21 protein-coding genes are annotated in these 18832 nt (G+C 39.8%); 16 read left to right on the top strand and 5 right to left on the bottom strand.

Features of this window, described 5'->3' with window-relative positions; all coding sequences use genetic code 11:
- Positions 1–2: 2 nt before the first annotated feature.
- Complete coding sequence (locus tag ACFQ4X_RS02605) at positions 3–1121, bottom strand: glycosyltransferase family 4 protein (protein ID WP_379833006.1); 1119 nt, start codon at positions 1119–1121, stop codon at positions 3–5.
- 176 nt (positions 1122–1297) lie between these two features.
- Here ACFQ4X_RS02605 and ACFQ4X_RS02610 point away from each other — a divergent pair, with 176 nt between their 5' ends.
- From ACFQ4X_RS02610 to ACFQ4X_RS02620, 3 genes are all read left to right on the top strand, one after another.
- Entirely contained in the window at positions 1298–1843 is a 546-nt protein-coding gene (locus tag ACFQ4X_RS02610) for a hypothetical protein (protein WP_379833007.1), read from the top strand.
- A 340-nt stretch (positions 1844–2183) separates the two neighbouring features.
- Positions 2184–2606, top strand: a complete 423-nt coding sequence (locus tag ACFQ4X_RS02615; RefSeq protein WP_379833008.1) for a DUF1801 domain-containing protein — start codon at positions 2184–2186, stop codon at positions 2604–2606.
- A gap of 65 nt (positions 2607–2671) precedes the next feature.
- Positions 2672–2794 (top strand): hypothetical protein, encoded by a 123-nt coding sequence (locus tag ACFQ4X_RS02620; protein WP_379833009.1) that lies wholly within the window; start codon positions 2672–2674, stop codon positions 2792–2794.
- 246 nt (positions 2795–3040) lie between these two features.
- Here the strand turns inward: ACFQ4X_RS02620 and ACFQ4X_RS02625 are convergent, their stop codons facing one another.
- Complete coding sequence (locus ACFQ4X_RS02625) at positions 3041–4024, bottom strand: nucleoside hydrolase (protein ID WP_379833010.1); 984 nt, start codon at positions 4022–4024, stop codon at positions 3041–3043.
- 166 nt (positions 4025–4190) lie between these two features.
- Between ACFQ4X_RS02625 and pepT the strand changes: the two genes are divergently transcribed.
- The 6 genes from pepT to ACFQ4X_RS02655 all read left to right on the top strand — a co-directional run bounded on the left by pepT (position 4191) and on the right by ACFQ4X_RS02655 (position 9910).
- A complete protein-coding gene (pepT, locus tag ACFQ4X_RS02630) occupies positions 4191–5423 on the top strand; it encodes a peptidase T (RefSeq protein ID WP_379833011.1) in 1233 nt (410 codons plus the stop codon).
- Between the two features lie 304 nt (positions 5424–5727).
- Positions 5728–6996: an aminopeptidase P family protein gene (locus ACFQ4X_RS02635; RefSeq protein WP_379833012.1), complete on the top strand. Its 1269-nt coding sequence runs from the start codon at positions 5728–5730 to the stop codon at positions 6994–6996.
- Positions 6997–7127: 131 nt separating this feature from the next.
- Complete coding sequence (locus ACFQ4X_RS02640) at positions 7128–7565, top strand: MarR family winged helix-turn-helix transcriptional regulator (RefSeq protein ID WP_379833013.1); 438 nt, start codon at positions 7128–7130, stop codon at positions 7563–7565.
- A gap of 108 nt (positions 7566–7673) precedes the next feature.
- The gene (locus ACFQ4X_RS02645; RefSeq protein WP_379833014.1) at positions 7674–8198 is read left to right on the top strand and encodes an NAD(P)H-dependent oxidoreductase; all 525 of its coding nucleotides are present in this window, start codon (positions 7674–7676) and stop codon (positions 8196–8198) included.
- Positions 8199–8335: 137 nt separating this feature from the next.
- The gene (locus ACFQ4X_RS02650; RefSeq protein WP_379833015.1) at positions 8336–9325 is read left to right on the top strand and encodes an aldo/keto reductase; all 990 of its coding nucleotides are present in this window, start codon (positions 8336–8338) and stop codon (positions 9323–9325) included.
- 3 nt (positions 9326–9328) lie between these two features.
- Positions 9329–9910: a TetR family transcriptional regulator gene (locus ACFQ4X_RS02655; RefSeq protein WP_379833016.1), complete on the top strand. Its 582-nt coding sequence runs from the start codon at positions 9329–9331 to the stop codon at positions 9908–9910.
- A 44-nt stretch (positions 9911–9954) separates the two neighbouring features.
- Here the strand turns inward: ACFQ4X_RS02655 and ACFQ4X_RS02660 are convergent, their stop codons facing one another.
- Positions 9955–10503 carry a hypothetical protein gene (locus ACFQ4X_RS02660; RefSeq protein ID WP_379833017.1) on the bottom strand — a complete coding sequence of 183 codons (549 nt, stop codon included), beginning with the start codon at positions 10501–10503 and terminating at the stop codon, positions 9955–9957.
- A 182-nt stretch (positions 10504–10685) separates the two neighbouring features.
- Between ACFQ4X_RS02660 and ACFQ4X_RS02665 the strand changes: the two genes are divergently transcribed.
- From ACFQ4X_RS02665 to ACFQ4X_RS02695, 7 genes are all read left to right on the top strand, one after another.
- Positions 10686–11768 (top strand): GGDEF domain-containing protein, encoded by a 1083-nt coding sequence (locus ACFQ4X_RS02665; RefSeq protein WP_379833018.1) that lies wholly within the window; start codon positions 10686–10688, stop codon positions 11766–11768.
- A 412-nt stretch (positions 11769–12180) separates the two neighbouring features.
- The gene (locus ACFQ4X_RS02670) at positions 12181–12687 is read left to right on the top strand and encodes a GNAT family N-acetyltransferase (RefSeq protein ID WP_379833019.1); all 507 of its coding nucleotides are present in this window, start codon (positions 12181–12183) and stop codon (positions 12685–12687) included.
- 124 nt (positions 12688–12811) lie between these two features.
- Positions 12812–13171, top strand: a complete 360-nt coding sequence (locus ACFQ4X_RS02675; RefSeq protein ID WP_379833020.1) for a rhodanese-like domain-containing protein — start codon at positions 12812–12814, stop codon at positions 13169–13171.
- 16 nt (positions 13172–13187) lie between these two features.
- Positions 13188–13484, top strand: a complete 297-nt coding sequence (locus tag ACFQ4X_RS02680) for a rhodanese-like domain-containing protein (protein ID WP_379833021.1) — start codon at positions 13188–13190, stop codon at positions 13482–13484.
- Positions 13485–13582: 98 nt separating this feature from the next.
- Entirely contained in the window at positions 13583–14827 is a 1245-nt protein-coding gene (locus ACFQ4X_RS02685; protein WP_379833022.1) for an erythromycin esterase family protein, read from the top strand.
- A 100-nt stretch (positions 14828–14927) separates the two neighbouring features.
- Positions 14928–15767, top strand: coding sequence for a KPN_02809 family neutral zinc metallopeptidase (gene ypfJ / locus ACFQ4X_RS02690; RefSeq protein ID WP_379833023.1), 840 nt, complete (start codon positions 14928–14930; stop codon positions 15765–15767).
- A 543-nt stretch (positions 15768–16310) separates the two neighbouring features.
- A complete protein-coding gene (locus tag ACFQ4X_RS02695) occupies positions 16311–17327 on the top strand; it encodes a Gfo/Idh/MocA family protein (protein WP_379833024.1) in 1017 nt (338 codons plus the stop codon).
- A 169-nt stretch (positions 17328–17496) separates the two neighbouring features.
- On the opposite strand, the gene ACFQ4X_RS02700 is transcribed toward ACFQ4X_RS02695, so the two are convergent.
- Both ACFQ4X_RS02700 and ACFQ4X_RS02705 read right to left on the bottom strand, forming a co-directional pair.
- Positions 17497–18585 carry a GerAB/ArcD/ProY family transporter gene (locus ACFQ4X_RS02700; RefSeq protein WP_379833025.1) on the bottom strand — a complete coding sequence of 363 codons (1089 nt, stop codon included), beginning with the start codon at positions 18583–18585 and terminating at the stop codon, positions 17497–17499.
- A 21-nt stretch (positions 18586–18606) separates the two neighbouring features.
- Entirely contained in the window at positions 18607–18828 is a 222-nt protein-coding gene (locus ACFQ4X_RS02705) for a hypothetical protein (protein ID WP_379833026.1), read from the bottom strand.
- Positions 18829–18832 lie beyond the last annotated feature (4 nt).

Genomic DNA, 18832 nt, shown 5'->3' on the forward strand with positions numbered 1-18832 from the left:
TTTCACCGCTTATCATTCCTCTTAATAACTTGCTGAAACACAGCGAGTGTTTCTTTGGCGCAATTATCCCATGAGAAAATCTTTGACCGGACCATTCCTTTACTGATAAGAGCATTCCTTGTTTCTGGATGAAGGAGTTTCAACATCTTATTTGCTATGTCTTCTGGGTTTTCGGGATTGAAATGAAGAGCTGCATCACCTGTAACTTCTGGAATACTTGCTCGGTCTGAACAGATGATCGGACATTTTGATTTCATCGCCTCGACCAAAGGAATGCCAAAACCTTCATAAAGGGATGGGAAGACAAGGAACGACGCGTTGGCATACAAATCAGGCATAGCTTCTGTTGGAACATACCCGAGAATTTTTACCTGATCCTGGAGTGAATGATGTTCTAAAAATGTTAAGACAGCCTTATACGTCCGGTTTTCTTTCGATGCAAAACCTGTAAGAACAAGGGGGAAACGCTTTTTATAGTGATTCCGAAGAAAAATGATAGCTTTCAAGAGATTAAGGTGATTTTTATGCGGATTATAGCTCGCTGGATAAAGAGCGAATCCACTTTCCAGCTGTGCAATTATCCTGTTATTTGGATACTGATCTCTGTAAAGATGGAAAGCTTCAGGTGCATCAGGATAGATAGCCGTAATTTTATCTTCAGGGATATGAAGGTGTCTGGATATAGCTTTTTTCGAGAACTCAGAAACCGTTAAAACGGCATCGAAGGATGGAGCGAACTTTTCATAATAACGGTTGTTTTCGTGCAGTTCACCTGGTACAAATTGCGGGTAGCGTGTATGGAGAACGTCATGAATGGTCGCTACAGAAGGCACCTGGATATTTGGAATATACGATTTGTGGACCGGTGAAAACCAAACATCAATCTGGTTTTCTTGAATTCGGCTGTGAACTTCAGTTTGAATTTTAGATTCCTTCAACATGACTTTTTTAATGCGATTTTGAAAATCAGGGAAGATATCCCTGCTTGGTTTTGTAAGAAACAAAAATAATTTTACGTTTTCATCTGCTTTTTTTAGATGCTCGATTAAATGTTTAACATAATGCTCAACCCCTCCATATCTATCTTGGGAAAGAGTGAGCAAATTTACCCCAATCCTCATATGTATCACCTCATTCATACGTACTTACATATGTATATGTTCTTGCCAAGTCCATAGCCACTCCTCAGATTAAAAACCACAAAATTACCTAAGTGCCCATTCCTTTTTGCAGAGTACTGCATTTAATATGTTGAGGTTTAATGACAGTGGAGAACAGAAAATTAGGAGGGCTCTAAATGAGTGAATCGAAAGATAAATCTAAATCCAAGGATAAACATAATGGCAGTAAAGTAAAAATCACCACAGGTCCGTTTCTTGTTCCGGAAGAAGTAGATTCAGAGCTTCAAGGAGGCAGGGAAAACGATCGAATCATCATCATCTTGAAAAATCCGACGGACAAATATCTCAAAGTAAAAGTAACACTGGGTGTATGTCTAGAACCAAGAGAACCTGTGAGTGGTTCCTTAAATGTATATAAAAACATTGAAGAAAAAGAAATTAAATTAGGATACTTCACTTTAAAGCCCCATACGTGTACACGAATTGAGAGAAATATTCCTCGTGGTTTGGGATTAGGAAAAGATGAAAGTAATGCAGTTTATCGCGTAACGGCAAAAGGTGATTTCAACGTTAGTTCGGACGGAAGTACAGTACTATGCGGGTTGGCTGAGATTTCGGTTATTGGAGGAAGTGTATTTAATTTCCAAGAAGCAGGTCTTGAGCAGGCAGATCCAGCATTGTTCTTCCCGTACAGCAATTTCGTCGTTTGTAATAAGTGCTAGCTGTTTTGCGATCAGGCGGATGTTGATTCCGCCTGTTTTTTCGTTGGGGAGATGTGTGAAAAGGGCGGAAATTGTCGGGAAATGACATCTCGTCGATAAGTGAACAAAATTTTTGGATTCAAGGGTTGAACTCGTGGATTGAGGTCCGAAACTTGTGGATTCCTACCTAAAACTTTTGGATTCAAGCCACATGTTAGCTGAATATACCCCTGGGTGTACCGTGGAATGACCAGTTTCGAGGTTCGAAACTGTACGTTATTAAGGCAAACTTTTAAAAGGAGAAAGAATTTACATGTAGAAGACTTATCCTAGACCAAAATAACGGTAAAGGAGAGGAAATATGTACGAACTGAAAACAAAAGTAAACGATAACAGTGTAATCGAGTTTATTGAAAACGTAGATAATCCGAAAAAACGTGAGGATGCTTATAAACTATTAGATATTTTCACCGAAACTACTGGTTTTGAGGCAAAGATGTGGGGACCGAGCATTATCGGGTTCGGATCGTATCACTATAAGTACAAAACTGGTCACGAAGGGGATGCACCACTAGTTGGTTTTTCGCCGCGCAAAGCGAAGATCAGTCTCTATTTTGCACCGGGAGACCCGAACCGGGAAGAATTACTGAACAAGTTTGGCAAGCATACGACCGGAGCAGCTTGTGTATACATAAATAAAATAGCTGATGTTGATGTCGAAGTGTTAAAAGAATTGATCAATCAATCAGTTGCCTTTTTACAAAATACGTATCCGCAAGAATAGAACGATGAATAAAAATGGTGGTCAATTTTTTTTAAAAAAAAACATATAATCTCTCAAACAGCGGGTTGGCAATCGGTATTGCAATTGGTGTTTCGGTCGGACTGGCACTTGATAACATTGCCATTGGCATCGGAATTGGAATTGTGTTTAGTCTTGTCATATCAAACGTAAAGAAGAAAAAGAAATAGCGAAAAGGAGGAGCCCCTTTAAGGACTCCTTCTTTTTATGATTTAAAATCAGTGTTTGTCTTTGCAGCCGCACTTCTTTTTCTTTTTTCTGCATTTTTTGCATTTTAGATAGATGTAACTAGAAGAAGAAGACTCGCATTTGTCCCGACATTTATTCCAACAACCCATTAAAATCACCCCCGCTATTGTCACAGCACCTTAACTTTAGCGCTGGTACTATATCATATGCGGGAGGGGACAAGTTGTTTAGACGGATGAAGATTTTTTGTGAAATATACGATTGCCTCTGGTGGTCATGATTTTTATAAAATCTTGTAAAAAAGCGTTATAGTCAAACCAATTTGCGATGTGATCAACAGCATCAGGAGGTCCTTCTTGAGGAGCTCTTGGTCTAAAGTCTGCTTTACTTTCGCCTTTTGTTTGATCCATGTTAGTAGAAACCGATGCTTTTCTGTCCACATAAACCATTTTATCCGGATTGTTCAGCGCAAATAATGGCAAAACATCGTGTATAGGACTTCCTTCAATTCCGGGTACCAGCTTTTTATACGCTTCGTTATAGAAATCAAAGATCGGCTTTATTAAAGGTGAAAAAGAATTATAGTTTGCTGAAGATATTTGATTGATTGTTTCAGGTTTTATGAGGGCATAGTTTGTCACATTCAATGGAAAGATATAGACGTTTCTAGCTTTATTGAGTACTAGATTTGATGCGATCGAATCGCCATGAAAATTTGCTTCCGCAAGCGGGGTGACATTCCCAGGAACAAGAAACGCACCTCCCATAATATAAAAAGCTGAAACCTTGCTCATCTGCTCATCACCACCCAATATAAAGGCGGTAGCTAAAGAGGTGGACCTTCCAACATCCACCACTACAAGGTTGTTTTCATATTTTTTTATAATTTTAAAGATCTCATCAAAATTAAGAATTTCTCGTTGAATCGTATCAGGCGGCCGGATAGGACCAAGACCTTCTTCCCCATGAATTTCAGGATAATAAACCGCTATCTCTCCGCTAAAAGGACTTCTTGCCCCAGTAATGATCGGGATGTCCTGACGGTTCGCAAGCTTCAAGAGATACGCGATATTCTGTGTCGCTTGCTGCTGAGGCACGTTTCCATAACTTGAAACAATGCCTACAACATTAATATCAGGGTCTAGCAATGCATACATAATCGCGAGTGAATCATCAATTCCAGGATCACAAAACAATAAAGTATTGTACATAGGTGTGCCCCCCTCAACTATAAATATATGCATACATTTAATGAAATTAACTGTTGAAATCTGAACATTATTTCAATGGGTTAACTATCTGCTGGGGTTTTTCTGAATAGGTAACCATTAACAAAACATGCTATGATAAAACAAAATAAGAGGAGTTGATTGAAAATTGAAACAAGAAATAATTGATAGATTTACTTCTTATGTAAAAGTCGACACACAATCAGACTATGGCAGCGAAACTACTCCTTCTACACCGGGCCAGATGACATTGGCAAATATGCTCGTTGAAGAATTGAAGCAAATCGGAATGGAAGAAGCGGCGATTGACGATAACGGCTACGTGATGGCAACACTTCCATCTAATACGGAAAAAGAAGTGCCGGTCATCGGTTTCTTGGCGCATGTTGATACGGCAACAGATTTTACAGGAACGAACGTCAAGCCTCAGATTGTTGAAAACTATGACGGTGAAACAATCATATTAAACAAAGACTTACATATCGAACTATCACCAAAAGACTTTCCTAGTTTAAAAGATTACAAAGGTCATACGCTAATTACAACAGACGGAACAACGCTGCTCGGTGCTGACAACAAAGCAGGTATCGCAGAGATCATGACTGCCATGAAATATTTGATCGATCATCAAGAAATCAATCACGGCAAGATCAGAGTGGCATTCACACCCGATGAGGAGATCGGCCGCGGTCCGCATAAGTTCGATGTTGCAGCATTCGGTGCTAAATTTGCTTATACGATGGACGGAGGACCTCTTGGCGAGCTGGAATATGAAAGTTTTAATGCGGCAGATGCGAAGATTAGAATTCTAGGCAAGAACATTCACCCAGGTTCTGCAAAAGGAAAGATGATTAACTCTGCTAAAATTGCCATGGAGCTTCATAATAAACTTCCTGCAGAAGAAGCGCCTGAATACACAGAAGGATATGAAGGTTTTTACCATCTGCTTGGATTAAAAGGCGACGTTGAAATGACCGAGATGGATTACATCATCCGTGATCATGATAAAGAGCTTTTTGCGAAAAGAAAATCAACGATGCAAGCGATCGTTGATGAACTTAGAGAAAAATACGGCAAAGACAATATTCAGCTGAAGATGGAAGATACGTATTACAACATGAGAGAGAAGATCGAACCTGTTAAAGAAATCGTAGACCTCGCTTACAAAGCGATGAAAAACTTAGAAATAGAGCCAATCGTTAAACCGATCCGCGGAGGAACTGACGGTTCTCAGTTATCCTATATGGGACTGCCGACACCGAATATCTTCACAGGCGGGGAGAACTATCATGGCAGACACGAATACATCTCGGTAGACAACATGATCAAAGCGACTCAAGTCATCGTCGAACTCGTTCAGTTGTTCGAACAGGAAGCATAAACAGACTGAAGCTAACCATTTTATGAAGTGGTTAGCTTTTTTAAGAGATGCAGAGGATAAATGAAGGATAAATGAAGCTGGCAAGAGCTTGGATAACCACATAAAAAAGTGTCATAATCACATAAATATAGAGGTCCATCACATAAAAACTAATATCCATCGCATATTTTACCTTTTATTGGGAGTCAAGTATCAAAAAATTCAAAAAAATATCTGTCATTAATTTGCTAAACTATTTATAATATAATTACATAAATAAACTAATCAGTCGGTTTTAAAACATACACAAATGAGGAGGATCTATATGGAGTCCTATTTTTTTGAAAGAAATCGCAGCAGATTGAAGGAATTGCTTCCAGATGAATCACTCACAATTCTTTTTGCAGGAAAAGCACCTCAGAAATCAGCGGATGAGCACTATTCGTTCGTACCGAATCGCAACTTTTATTACTTAACAGGTATTAACGAGCCAAACGTGATTCTATTGATGAAGAAGAACGGCCAAAAGTTTGAGGAAACTCTTTTTATCGAAAAAGCGGATCCTGTAATGGAGAAGTGGATCGGTAAAACAGTTTCAAAAGAAGAAGCTGAAAACATCTCCGGAATCAATGACATTAAGTACGTAGATAGCTTCGAATCCTTTGTAGCAGGAAACTTCTTTACGAATCAAGCCAAGCAAGTGTGTTTAGATTTAGAACGCCGCGGCTGGTCAGGTGCGCCAACGAGCACTTCTCTTTTTGCAAAACACATTCGTGAGCATTATCCGCACGTTACGATCAGAAATATCTATCCTGAGATTTGTGAACTGCGTGTCTTCAAAACAACAGAAGAGATCCAGAAGATTAAAGAAGCAATCGCAATAACAAAAGAGGGAATCTATAATATTTTGAAGAACGCTAAACCTGGGATGATGGAATATCAGCTAGAAGCACATTTTGATTTCACATTAAAATCCAATGGCATCCGGGATTATGCGTTCAAAACCATTACGGCAAGCGGCAAAAATGCAACGGTGCTGCACTATGAGCACAATAATGCGCAAACGAACGACGGTGATCTCGTTCTGCTGGATCTTGGTGCACAAAAAGACTATTACAATGCCGACATCAGCTACACGTTCCCGGTAAATGGGAAGTTTACAGACCGTCAGAAAGAGCTTTATGACATCGTGTTAAAAGCGCTAAAAGAAACGACAGCAATGATCAAACCGGGCCTTCCTTATGCGGAACTCGATAAGCATGCAAAAAAGGTTTTATCCGAAGAGTGCAGAAAAATCGGCTTGATTCAAGAGGACTCAGAAATCTCCAATTACTATTATCATAGTGTAGGGCATTTCCTTGGACTAGATACGCATGATGTTGGGTCGTACAAAGACCGCGTGCTTGAGCCAGGAATGGTAATCACAATCGAGCCAGGATTATACATTGAAGAAGAATCGATTGGAATCCGAATTGAGGATGATATTTTAGTGACAGAAGACGGTTACGAAAATCTTTCTAAAGATATCATGCGTGATACAGAAGTGATTGAAGAGTTTATGGCAACTCAAGGGCAATTATCACCAAAAGTATAATGGATTATCAACACTTCGATATACACTATCGGAGTGTTTTTTTAATGGGAGTAAGGTTAAGTAAAAGAAATTGACAAAATTCAAAAGCTAATGTAATTTGTATGTACAAGCAAAAATAAAGGGTGTTTTTAATGGCCGATAACAATTTAGACAACTGCATTTTAGATAACTGTCTTTATTTTACAGTTAATAAGCTTTCACGTGCGATTACTAGAATGGCAGAGGAATCGTTCAAAAAGACGGGTTTATCTCCAACGCATGCCTTCTTGCTCATGTTAGTGAATAATAAGCCTGGTATTTCACAATCTGAGTTAGCTGAAGAACTGCACATGATGCCTTCTACTATTACTCGATTCATAGATAAGCTTGTTATCAAAGGCTTACTCGAGCGGAAAGCAGAAGGGAAGCGATCTTTCATTTTCCCGACTGAAGCAGGGGAAAACACGCAGGAAGAAATTAAAGAAGCGTGGAAAGATCTATATCGAAACTATTCTGCTGTACTCGGTGAAGATGCTGGAAAAGAACTGACGATCCTTATCCGTGAGGCTGGAAATACGCTAGAAAAGTAAAAAAATGAATCCTTTGTTAGGGCTCGTCCTTGCTTAGGATTTTTTATACCCACAATAGTTGCTTGTACAAACAACAAAAAATATAAACATAAAGAGGAGACCTAAGAAATGAAAACGTTAGTTATTGTAGTACATCCAAACATCGAACAATCTGTAATCAATAAAGCATGGGCAGAGGAAATGGAAAAGCATGATGTAACTGTTCACCGTTTATATGAAGTTTACCCAGATGAAAAGCTGGATGTTCAAAAAGAACAGGAACTTTTACTGGCTCATGACAGAATCGTATTCCAATTTCCGCTTTATTGGTACAGTACGCCATCTCTATTAAAAAAATGGATGGATGAAGTACTGACATATGGCTGGGCATATGGTACTGGAGGAGATAACTTACATGGTAAACAGCTATTAATCGCACTTTCTGCTGCAGGTCCAGATACTTCATATGTTGCAGGTGGATACAACAACTATACGATCAGCGAATTGCTGCGTCCACTTCAAGCAACAAGCAACCTGATTGGAACTCGTTACATCACACCGTTTACAGTGCATGGGGTGAGATTCCTATCAGAAGAACAAGTACAAGAAAGTGCTGAACGATACGTACAATATGTATTAAACCAAAAACTATAGGATAAAAGAGATCGTATGAAGGAAGGAATTCTTTCATACGATTTTTTATTAGTAACAAATGACAAAATTAAATAATTGTCATTTGTCATTATAGATGATAATATGGATTTATTATGATAAAAGCGGAGGAGAATATTATGAATACAAGAAAATTGGGAAACAGCGGTTCTGAAGTATCATCAATTGGTTTAGGCTGCATGGGAATGTCTGATCTTTACGGCAGCGCGGACAGAATGGAAAGCATCGCAACAATTCACGAAGCACTCGAAAAAGGAGTCACTCTTTTTGACACAGGTGATTTTTACGGTGTAGGGCACAACGAACTTTTATTAAAAGAAGCGTTGCAAGGAACGAAGAGAGAAAATGCATTTATCGCTGTAAAGACAGGTGTATTAAGATCCCCGGATGGTGGTTGGATTGGAATGGATAACAGACCTCAAGCGATAAAAAATGCACTTGCTTATACACTTCAGCGTTTAGGAACGGACTACATCGATCTTTATCAGCCAGCCCGGGTTGATCCAAATGTACCGATCGAAGAAACGATTGGAGCAATGGCTGACTTAGTAAAACAAGGGTATGTTAAGCATATTGGTCTTTCTGAAGCGAACGCTGAAACAGTACGAAAAGCACATGCCGTTCATCCAATCAGCTGGCTGCAAATCGAATATTCCTTATTCAGCCGTGGAATTGAAGCGGAAATTCTTCCAACACTTCGTGAATTAGGTATCTCACTATCTGCTTACGGAGTATTATCGAGAGGACTTTTAAGCGGTAAATGGACGAAAGAACGTCAAACACAAATCGATTTCCGTTCATTTGCACCGCGCTTTATGGGTGAGAACTTGGATCAAAACTTAACACTTGTTGAAGCATTGCGTGAAATTGCTGAAGAAAAGGGGACAACAGTGGCACAGCTCGCCATTGCATGGGTACTATCGCAAGGAGAGGACATCATTCCATTGATCGGGGCGCGTAAACGATCTCATTTAGAAGATGCGTTTTTTGCGTTAGACTTACAGCTTACTGACGGAGACCTCGAAAGAATCGAAAAGGCTGTACCTGCTGACAAAGTCGCTGGAACAAGGTATGCTAAAGAGCAGATGGCAATGTTAGGAGTAGAATAAAGAATGGCAGGACCTTTAACGAGGGAACAAATTTTAGATACAACTGAACAAGTACTTCGCCGTTTTGGTCTTGATAAAACATCAGTTGTTGATGTAGCCCGTGCTCTTGGTGTAAGTCATGGAACACTTTACCGGCATTTTTCCAGCAAGGCTGCGTTAAAAGAGGCAGTTGCTGAACGCTGGCTGCATGAAGTTTCCACACCGCTTTCAGCAATCGTTGAAAACGACGGCAGTGCTCTCGATAAAACGCGGAAGTGGCTGGAAAAGCTGATTCACATTAAACAATCAAAAGCACTAGAAGACCCTGAGTTGTTTGCGATGTATAATGCGCTCGCAGAGGAATCGGTTGAAAGCATTGGGAAACATATTAACGATCTTATTTCCCAGCTTACTCAAATTGTAGGGGAAGGCATTCAAGCTGGAGAGTTTCAAAGCGGCGATGCACGTGAGCAAGCTTCCGCTATATTTTTCGCGACCGCTCGCTTTCATCATCCTGCACTGGCTAAGGAATGGTTATCTGAGTCAATTAAGAATGAGTTTGAACAAGTATGGAACCTGCTTGTGTCGGGATTTTTAAAAAAATAGGCAAAACGAAAACACCACTAAAAAAACAAGTGGTGTTTTTCTGTTTATATTCTAAACAAACGTCTTAACCAATCAGTGAAAGGGGTATGGTTATAACCACTGTTCAGTGATTTAAGCTTTTGACCCGAAATATACCTTTTCATATTGTTCCACAACATATAGCCTTGTTTGTCTGTGGATTCAGCGTTCTTGGATTGTCCAACTATTGAAACACAATTGCCAGCGCCAAATAGAAACCGATATTCAGAATTTTGCAGAGTGTCTTCCACAAGCATTGTCCCATCTTCAACAACGGGAACCAGTGCTTGCCTAAATAGGGAGAACTTCATATCAATATCAAAAGAAATCACATCAAAACGGTAGATCTCACCTGAAAAGCCCAGCAGCATTTTTTGCAGTGGGTCAAACGAGATAATCGTGTCTTCTATAAAAGACACAGATGCTTTTTCACTTAAAGATTCTAAATCAATCTGGACATCTTCTTTAGAAGGAGAGATCAGTGTAACTTCGTAATTGTTGGATTTCTCATTTAATAGACGGCGAAGAATTGATAAGTGGGCATGACCACTGCCAATTAATAGTATTTTAGTCAATTAGCACACTCCTGTTAGTGTTTTTTCATATATACATCATATAGGCTTTTCTCTTTAATCGCGAATGGTTCGTCTTTTTGATGCCAAAAGGAAAAGTGAAATACATAATGTAACAATTTATTTGGAATTAATGTTAGTTTTTGGATAAGAAGTGTGGTATTTTACTAGTTGGTGATGAAAAAATGATAATTATTAAAGATCTTTTTGCGAACCTCGCGATACTTATCTCGTTATTATTTTTATATACGCAGGTTTCAAATCGATCTCCATTAACGACCAGGTCCTCTAATAAGATAAAAACGCAATCTGGGATCTTTGGCGGAATATTAGGCAACGTATTGATGCACTACAGTATAAACATCGGAACGACAATTATTGATCTCCGCCTTATACCTATTATATTATTAGCCTACTTTGGCGGAGCGGTTCCAGCTTTTATTTCGATGCTAATGATCATCGTCGGCCGCTTTTTAATCGGAATCAATATCTCTTCTTACGCTTCATCTATACTAGTGGTTTTGGTCGCGATTTTTTCGGTTTTGATTTCAAATTCGAATTTATCAAAACAGATGAAACAGCTTCTCATGCTGACCTTTACAAATGTATCAGCCAGCATCTTGTTCATCTATCTCATAAAGGATATTAACTTTCTTATAACACTGCTGCCTATCTATTGGATCGCTTCATATCTTTCTGGATATATCGCTTTTAATACGGTTACGTTCTTACGTAAAAGCCAAGAGCTTTTCAATAAGTACAAAGCTGAATCTACGATTGATCCTTTAACTGGATTAAACAATGTAAGAAAGTTTGATGAAATTTTTAACCAAACTCTTAAGGAACTTGAAAAAAAGAAGAAAAAGTTATCATTGCTTTATATTGATATCGACTTTTTCAAAAAAATTAATGATACATATGGCCATGCAGAAGGAGATGTTGTACTAAAAGAGCTTGGACACATACTTCGTTCTTGTACACGAACGTTTGATATCGTCAGCCGTAACGGCGGGGAAGAATTTACAGTGTTACTGCTGGATTGTCCCTTAGATCAGGCCGTTCAGATTGGTGAGAGAATCAGGAAAACGGTCGAAGATAATACATTTTCTTTAACTCAAGGCGGTACGATTAACTTGACCGTTTCTATTGGAGTATCGTGTTACTCGGATACGACCAAAGAAGCAGGTTTGATCATAAACGATGCAGACAAAGCATTATATGAAGCAAAACGGTCAGGGAGAAACATGTTATGTGTTGCCCACTATTAATCATAAACCAAGGGATCATTCTCTTGGTTTTTTATTAAGGCTCTTTTATAAAAGATTGTTGCTTTTGGTTCTTTCATTCATTCTCTTCGTTGGCAAGTTGATTAGAGTGCAAGGTGCGAGACTCCTGAGGGATTAGTGGGACAGGTGAGACTCCTAAGGACGTAAAGCGTCGAGGAGGCTCACCGCACACCCCTAGGAAAGTGAGCATCCTGGAGCGGAAATCAACCACTTTCAAGAACATCAAAGTCTGCGAAAACAGCTTTTATTAATTAAGACAAATGCTAGTCCCTATTGCTTTTTCTTTCTTTAGCAATTGCTTAAATGTTTTCTAAAATCTTTGTCAGAAAATCTTACAAAAAGATTGTAAGGTTACCCCTTATAAAATTAAAATATAGAAAAAAGAAAAAGGGGCATGGGTGTGGAGATTATTAATGTCAGTAATATAGATGAACATGTAGAGGAGCTTTCTGACCTTTTAATAAAAGTGGTCCATGATGGAGCTTCAATCGGATTTTTGCCTCCGCTTAAAAAAGAACATGCCGATGAATTTTGGAGAGGCTGTGCTGCACCTGAAACTATTTTTTTAGCAGCGAAAATAGAAGGAAAGATTGCAGGGACTGTTCAGCTCCACTTATGCACAAAGCCAAACGGCACGCACAGAGCAGAAGTAGCAAAGCTAATGACGCATCCATCACATCGTCAAAAAGGAATTGCACGTCAGTTAATGAAAGAGATCGAAAAGCGGGCGAAGCAGGAAGGCAGAACATTACTGGTTTTAGATACGAGAGAGGGAGATCCGTCCAACCTTCTCTATCAATCGATTGGTTTCATCGAAGCGGGGCGTATTCCCAACTTTGCTCAGTCTGAAACAGGGACACTAGATACAACGATTCTTTATTATAAAAATATATATAATTAGAGCGAAGAGAGGTTTCTCTTCGTTTTTTAGAGTTGACAATATACCCCTACGGGTATACGATGTCATTAATAAATAAAGATTAAAATACAAAGTTGATACAAATCATAGGAAGGTGGAAAACAGATTGGAATACCTTAATTATATTCTTTTTGGTCTTATTATTTTGTTTGTCGCTCAACGTTTTATACCGACTAAAGGTGTAAAAAATATCTCAACTCAAGAACTAAAAGGGGAACTAAAAGATAAGAAAAAACAATTTATTGATGTTCGTACACAAGGGGAGTTTAACGGGTATCATATTCCTGGTTTTAAGAATATGCCGCTGCACCAATTAGCTCAAAAAACAGATAAGCTTTCAAAGGACAAGGAAGTAGTAGTGATCTGCCAAAGCGGTATGAGAAGCCAAAAGGCGAGCAAGATCCTAGTTAAGTCAGGTTTTAAAAATGTAACAAACGTAAAAGGCGGAGTCAGCGCCTGGAGATAAAAAGGAGGAAAACATAATGAAGCAATTAACAGCTAAAGAAGTAGAAGCGAAGTTGAATGAAGGAAAAGCGTTAAATATCATTGATGTACGTGAAGTGGATGAAGTGAAGGCGCGTAAAATTCCTGGGATCACACATATCCCTCTAGGATTATTAGAATTTCGTATGCACGAATTAGATAAATCTAAAGAATATGTAATGGTATGCCGTTCTGGAGGCAGAAGCGGTCGCGCATGCCAGCTGCTGGATAGCCATGGTTTCAAAGTGATTAACATGACAGGCGGAATGGACTCATATGAAGGAAAGACTGAATAGCTCAAACTTAAACAGAGTGCGATAAGCACTCTGTTTTTTCGTTTCTGTTTAAGAAGAAACTTTGCTGGTTATAGTACAGGTAGAAAGCGGGTGGAAATATGGAAAAAACGTTGTGGGATTATCTAAGGAAACATATGGTCCGGTTAAATAACCACATAGATCTGGATGCCATTGTAAGTGAGATTGGCGACTCGCGGTATGTTCTATTGGGAGAAGCATCGCATGGAACGTCTGAATTTTACACTATACGTGCTGAACTTTCTAAAAAGCTAATCCAAGAAAAAGGCTTTTCGTTTATTGCTGTGGAAGGAGACTGGCCCTCATGTTATCGGATTAATCGTTACATAAAGGGCTACTACGCAAATCAGCCTCGATTGGACTTTCTATTAAAACACAGTTTTACACGCTGGCCGTCTTGGATGTGGGCAAACAAAGAAATTCTCGATTTTACAACTTGGCTGAAAAAACATAACGATCAGCAGTCGAGGCAAAAAAAGGTCGGTTTTTTCGGTATTGATATGTATAGCCTTTTTGAATCAATGGAAGAGATTATACGATATCTAGAAAAGCATGACTCGGAAAGAGTTGAGTCTGCCAAAAAAGCTTTTTCTTGTTTTCAGCCGTTTGAAAAAGATGAACAAACTTACGCAATGTCGGCGGGTTATCTTTCTGAAAGCTGTGAGGATGAAGTGATCAAGCTTCTTGTTGAAATTCAGACGAATCGGGATATATACGATGAGGATCCTGAGGGCGGTCTTAGCTTGGAACTTAATGCACTGGTTGCTGCACACGCTGAACATTATTACCGATCTATGGTGAAAGGAGATGCAGAAACATGGAACATCAGAGATCGACACATGGCAGAAGCAGTGGAACGACTGATGGACTTTCATGGCAGTGACGCAAAGGTAATCATTTGGGAACACAACACACATATCGGTGATGCACGGGCTACTAATATGGCTGAGGAGGGCATGGTGAACGTAGGTCAATTAATTCGTGAAAACCATGCGCCAGAGGATGTATTTGCAGTAGGTTTTGGTACTCATAGAGGTACCGTGATCGCAGGAGATGAATGGGGGGAACCTTATAAAAAAATTATAGTACCGCCAGCACCACCAGACACTTGGGAAGGGGTTTTTTATGCTGCAGGTGCACATGACCAGATCGTAATACTGAAACAACATCACGAAAAACTGCAAGAAGTAAGAGGACATAGAGCCATCGGAGTCGTGTACAACCCTCAATTTGAGCATCTTGGCAACTATGTTCCAACAAGTCTTTCAAATCGGTATGATGCTTTTGTTTTTATTAACCATTCAAATGCACTTCATCCTCTTTAATTATAAAAAGCTTAATAAAAAATAGACTCGTCTAATTTTATAAAACTTGGGGTATACAAACTATTAAAATAAAGTTTGATATGAATGAGGAGGATACAAGATGAAATGGCGAGGCAGACGCGGAAGTGCGAACGTTGAAGATCGGAGAGGGATGGGTGGTAAAGGACTAGCGGTTGGAGGCGGAGTCGGCGGTCTTATCATCGTCTTAATCATAACTTTATTAGGTGGAAATCCCGGAGATCTTCTAGGTGGAATCACCGGAACGGAGGAGAATGTTCCTTATGAAGAAACGGAAAAAGAAAAAGAAGATGCTCAGTTCGTTTCTGTCGTTCTAGCGGATACGGAAGACGTCTGGACAGATGTCTTCCGTGAAGAAGGCATGACCTATAAAGAACCAAAGCTTGTCTTATATTCTGGCAGTGTCCAGTCCGCCTGCGGAGCAGCGGGTTCATCTGTCGGCCCCTTTTATTGCCCAGGTGACCAAAAGCTCTACATAGACCTAAGTTTTTATCAGGAGCTTCAAAGTAAGTATGATGCACCAGGAGATTTCGCAATGGCTTATGTTATTGCCCATGAAGTAGGACATCATGTTCAGACACTTTTAGGGAAATCCCAAGAGCTCCAGGATATGCGCTCAAAACTCAGTAAAGAAGCTTTTAACAGATACCAGGTTAGATTCGAACTACAGGCAGATTATTACGCAGGTGTCTGGGCGAATCATGCGCAGGATATGAATGTTTTGGAAGAAGGAGATCTAGAAGAAGCACTGACCGCAGCGAGTGCTGTAGGTGATGATACCCTTCAAAAGAAACATCAAGGCTACGTCGTTCCAGAAAGTTTTACTCATGGTACATCTGAACAGCGGAAACGATGGTTCCATAAAGGATTTAAAAATGGAACGATCGAGGGTGGAGATACGTTTAAAGCGAAGGAGCTTTAAGTGAAGAACGGATTATTGTTGGAAAAAGCTGACCGATTGGGGTCAGCTTTTTTAATGAACTTTAATAATAAATATGATTTAGTGGTGTTGTTAATTTGAGAAGTACAAATAAGGGAAGTGTCTTTTTCTAAAGCTGTTTTCGCAAACTTTGTTGCTCTTGAAAGTGGTTGATTTCCGCTCCAGGTTGCTCGCTTTCCGCGGGGCGTGCGGTGAGCCTCCTCGACGCTTTGCGTCCATAGGAGTCTCACCTGTCACACTGATCCCGCAGGAGTCTTGCACCTTGCTCTCCAATCAACTTGCCAATGAAGAGAATGAAAGAAATGAAGCAAAAGCAACAATCGTTTAGAAAAGAGCCTTTTCTAAAGGACGTTTTGTAATGATTTTTTCGGAATCGCACGTTAATTAGAATAATCGCACATTATTTCAATAAATCGCAACTTAGCCTGTTCCTTGAGGAATTTATAAAAGCTCTCGAAGAAAAGCGGGAGGCTTCAATGAACATATGTCATAATAAAGCTATTAACTGATAAGGAGTGATGATCAATGAACGTAGCTCTACTCAGCAAATGGCATGTGCACGCGGTAGATTATGCACGCGAAGCGCACGAAAATGAATCGATCTCTATAAAAATGGTCTGGGATGAAAATCATGAACGGGGCATGGAATGGGCAAGTGAATTAAAAGTTCATTTTGAGCCAAACCTAGATGACGTTTTATCGAACCCTGAGATCGATGGAGTGATTGTAACTACAGCCACGAACCGTCACAAGGACATCATCATCGCTGCCGCCAACCATGGAAAACATATTTTCACAGAAAAGGTGCTGGCTTTCACGGTGGATGAGGTTGAAGAAATTTATAATGCGGTTGAAAAAAACAACGTTCAGCTGATGGTCAATCTTCCAAGGCTGACAGAGAGCTTTTATTTATATGCGCAAGAAACCGTCGACAAAGGCTTGCTCGGAGACATTACATACATCAGATGCCGGGTTGCGCATAATGGTTCAGTACCTTCAAAAGAAAATCCGAAGGGCTGGCTGCCGGAGCACTTTTACAACAAAGAGGAGTGCGGTGGCGGTGCGTTGATCGACCTTGGTGCTCATCCCATCTACTTAACAAACCGGCTAGGCGGAAAAGTAAAAGCATTGAACGGGAAACTGAACCACTTTTATGATCTCGGGGTAGATGATAACGCGGTGGTGATGGTCGAGTATGAATCAGGTGCGATGGGGATGATCGAAACAGGCTTTCTATCATACGGAAGTCCGCAGCAGCTGGAGCTTTATGGAACTGAAGGAACACTCATGATTGAAGGTCAGAACATACGAATTAAAAGCAAACACCTTGGCACCGATGAGTGGGTGACTGCAGAAAAGCTGCCAGAACCCATTCATTCAGCGATGGAACAATGGGTGCAAGCCATCCAGAATGGAAGTAAGCCTTCGGTTACGAAAGAAGACGTACTTAACCTTACTGCAATTAATGAAGCGGCGGCGATCTCAAGTCGAGAAGGCCGCCGGGTGCTACTGTCTCAGCTCGGAATAAAGCAAGGAATTTAAATACACGAAAAAAGAGCTTGCTATTAAAGCTCTTTTTTCTTTTGGCTCTGTTTTAAAAGAGTGTTACTTATGATCACTTTTTTCCACTTCATTGATAAGTAGATTGGAGTGCCTCGAACGGAAATCAACTACATTCAAAAACATCAAAGTTTAAGGAAACACCTTTCTTTTACACAGGTTTGCCTCGTACTAGTGAAACGAGCCAAATGGACACGGGCATGAGCCCCCATAGTACCGCATAAAAGTCATAAGTCGGTGTGAATTCAATAAGGTATGTTGAGCTTGGAAAGATAACAAGAGACACGATATATAACAAAAGTCCGATCGGTAACGTTAAAAGTTTATAATCCTGAACATTAAACACTGAAGCCATCCCTAAGGATAGAGCATATGTCAAAACGACAAGTTTTACAAAAACGGTAATGAACCAGATGAGAGCCATAAATGCTTCTACACGCTGGAAAAACTCTCGGATGTTGATTGTTTTAGATAAATCATACGTTGGATAGATGCTTCGTGCAGTTTCGGTGACACCGATCACGAGAATAGAAAGCGTAGCGATCAATATAAGTAAGCCGCCTCCAAGGGCAGTGCCGAGCAGAAAGGCTTTTTTCGTCTTTTTCGGCTCATTCACATAAGGAATAATCATCAAAAAGACCACCAATTCCAGAAAAGGAAATACGATAAATGAGAGTGATGATCTTAGAACAGGCTGGATGCCATTTTCCATTACAGGAAGTATGTTAGTATACTCGATTTGCGGAAGGAGTGTTATGAATAATACAACCAACAAGAGTACAATCCAGGGAAGAAACAGTTCAGTCGTTCTTGTAAAAGTTTCTAGACCGAGTTTGACACCATAAAGTACGACACCTAAAAAAATGATATGTATGGCCTCTATAGGTGTTTCTACCATCATAACAGTCAGCATGAAGTCGCCGATATCCCGCAGCACAAATGTAGAAAGAATGAAAATATAGAAGGTAAAATACGAAAATGCGACAGCCTTTCCAATCCATTTCCCAAAGCACTTTTCGAGAATCTCAACCAGATTCATAAACTGGAAGCGTTCAGCTATTTTCCAATAAAAAAATACCAACCCTAACCCGGAACCGAGACCGATCAAACCAGCAATCCATATATCCTGCATCGCTTTTGCAGCAAGAATGGAAGGGATGATTAAGATCGCAGTGCCTACCGTATAAAGAGCTACTAATACCGTAAACTGACGCACACTTATTTTGCCGTTTTCAAGCATGATAACCACCCCATCCTTTCTTTAAAAAATGCTAATAATCGGCTTTAATACCGCGGAAATCCAATAAAGAGGCGTAGGGAGAGTTCTACCTGAACTGTGGATAAGCAATAAAACAGAGCCGAACCCTAGAATCCCAAAGTACACCCATAGATCTTTTCTGGAATTTTTGTGCTTTTTTAATTTACGTTTATCAATAAAAAGAATAGCTCCAATGATCAGCAATGAAATGATTGTGTAAACCATGTTG

Origin of the sequence: Fictibacillus halophilus, from assembly GCF_042680145.1 — a bacterium.
Taxonomy (GTDB): Bacteria; Bacillota; Bacilli; order Bacillales; family Fictibacillaceae; genus Fictibacillus; species Fictibacillus halophilus_A.

Coding starts and splice junctions, on each gene's coding strand:
- ACFQ4X_RS02615 (WP_379833008.1), top strand. CDS start 2,184: ATGTACGAACTGAAAACAAAAGTAAACGATAACAGTGTAATCGAGTTT.
- ACFQ4X_RS02685 (WP_379833022.1), top strand. CDS start 13,583: ATGGAAAAAACGTTGTGGGATTATCTAAGGAAACATATGGTCCGGTTA.
- ACFQ4X_RS02670 (WP_379833019.1), top strand. CDS start 12,181: ATGGGTGTGGAGATTATTAATGTCAGTAATATAGATGAACATGTAGAG.
- ypfJ (WP_379833023.1), top strand. CDS start 14,928: ATGAAATGGCGAGGCAGACGCGGAAGTGCGAACGTTGAAGATCGGAGA.
- ACFQ4X_RS02705 (WP_379833026.1), bottom strand. CDS start 18,828: ATGGTTTACACAATCATTTCATTGCTGATCATTGGAGCTATTCTTTTT.
- ACFQ4X_RS02610 (WP_379833007.1), top strand. CDS start 1,298: ATGAGTGAATCGAAAGATAAATCTAAATCCAAGGATAAACATAATGGC.
- ACFQ4X_RS02605 (WP_379833006.1), bottom strand. CDS start 1,121: ATGAGGATTGGGGTAAATTTGCTCACTCTTTCCCAAGATAGATATGGA.
- ACFQ4X_RS02625 (WP_379833010.1), bottom strand. CDS start 4,024: ATGTACAATACTTTATTGTTTTGTGATCCTGGAATTGATGATTCACTC.
- ACFQ4X_RS02650 (WP_379833015.1), top strand. CDS start 8,336: ATGAATACAAGAAAATTGGGAAACAGCGGTTCTGAAGTATCATCAATT.
- ACFQ4X_RS02655 (WP_379833016.1), top strand. CDS start 9,329: ATGGCAGGACCTTTAACGAGGGAACAAATTTTAGATACAACTGAACAA.
- ACFQ4X_RS02680 (WP_379833021.1), top strand. CDS start 13,188: ATGAAGCAATTAACAGCTAAAGAAGTAGAAGCGAAGTTGAATGAAGGA.
- ACFQ4X_RS02635 (WP_379833012.1), top strand. CDS start 5,728: ATGGAGTCCTATTTTTTTGAAAGAAATCGCAGCAGATTGAAGGAATTG.
- ACFQ4X_RS02640 (WP_379833013.1), top strand. CDS start 7,128: ATGGCCGATAACAATTTAGACAACTGCATTTTAGATAACTGTCTTTAT.
- ACFQ4X_RS02665 (WP_379833018.1), top strand. CDS start 10,686: ATGATAATTATTAAAGATCTTTTTGCGAACCTCGCGATACTTATCTCG.
- ACFQ4X_RS02645 (WP_379833014.1), top strand. CDS start 7,674: ATGAAAACGTTAGTTATTGTAGTACATCCAAACATCGAACAATCTGTA.
- ACFQ4X_RS02700 (WP_379833025.1), bottom strand. CDS start 18,585: ATGCTTGAAAACGGCAAAATAAGTGTGCGTCAGTTTACGGTATTAGTA.
- ACFQ4X_RS02695 (WP_379833024.1), top strand. CDS start 16,311: ATGAACGTAGCTCTACTCAGCAAATGGCATGTGCACGCGGTAGATTAT.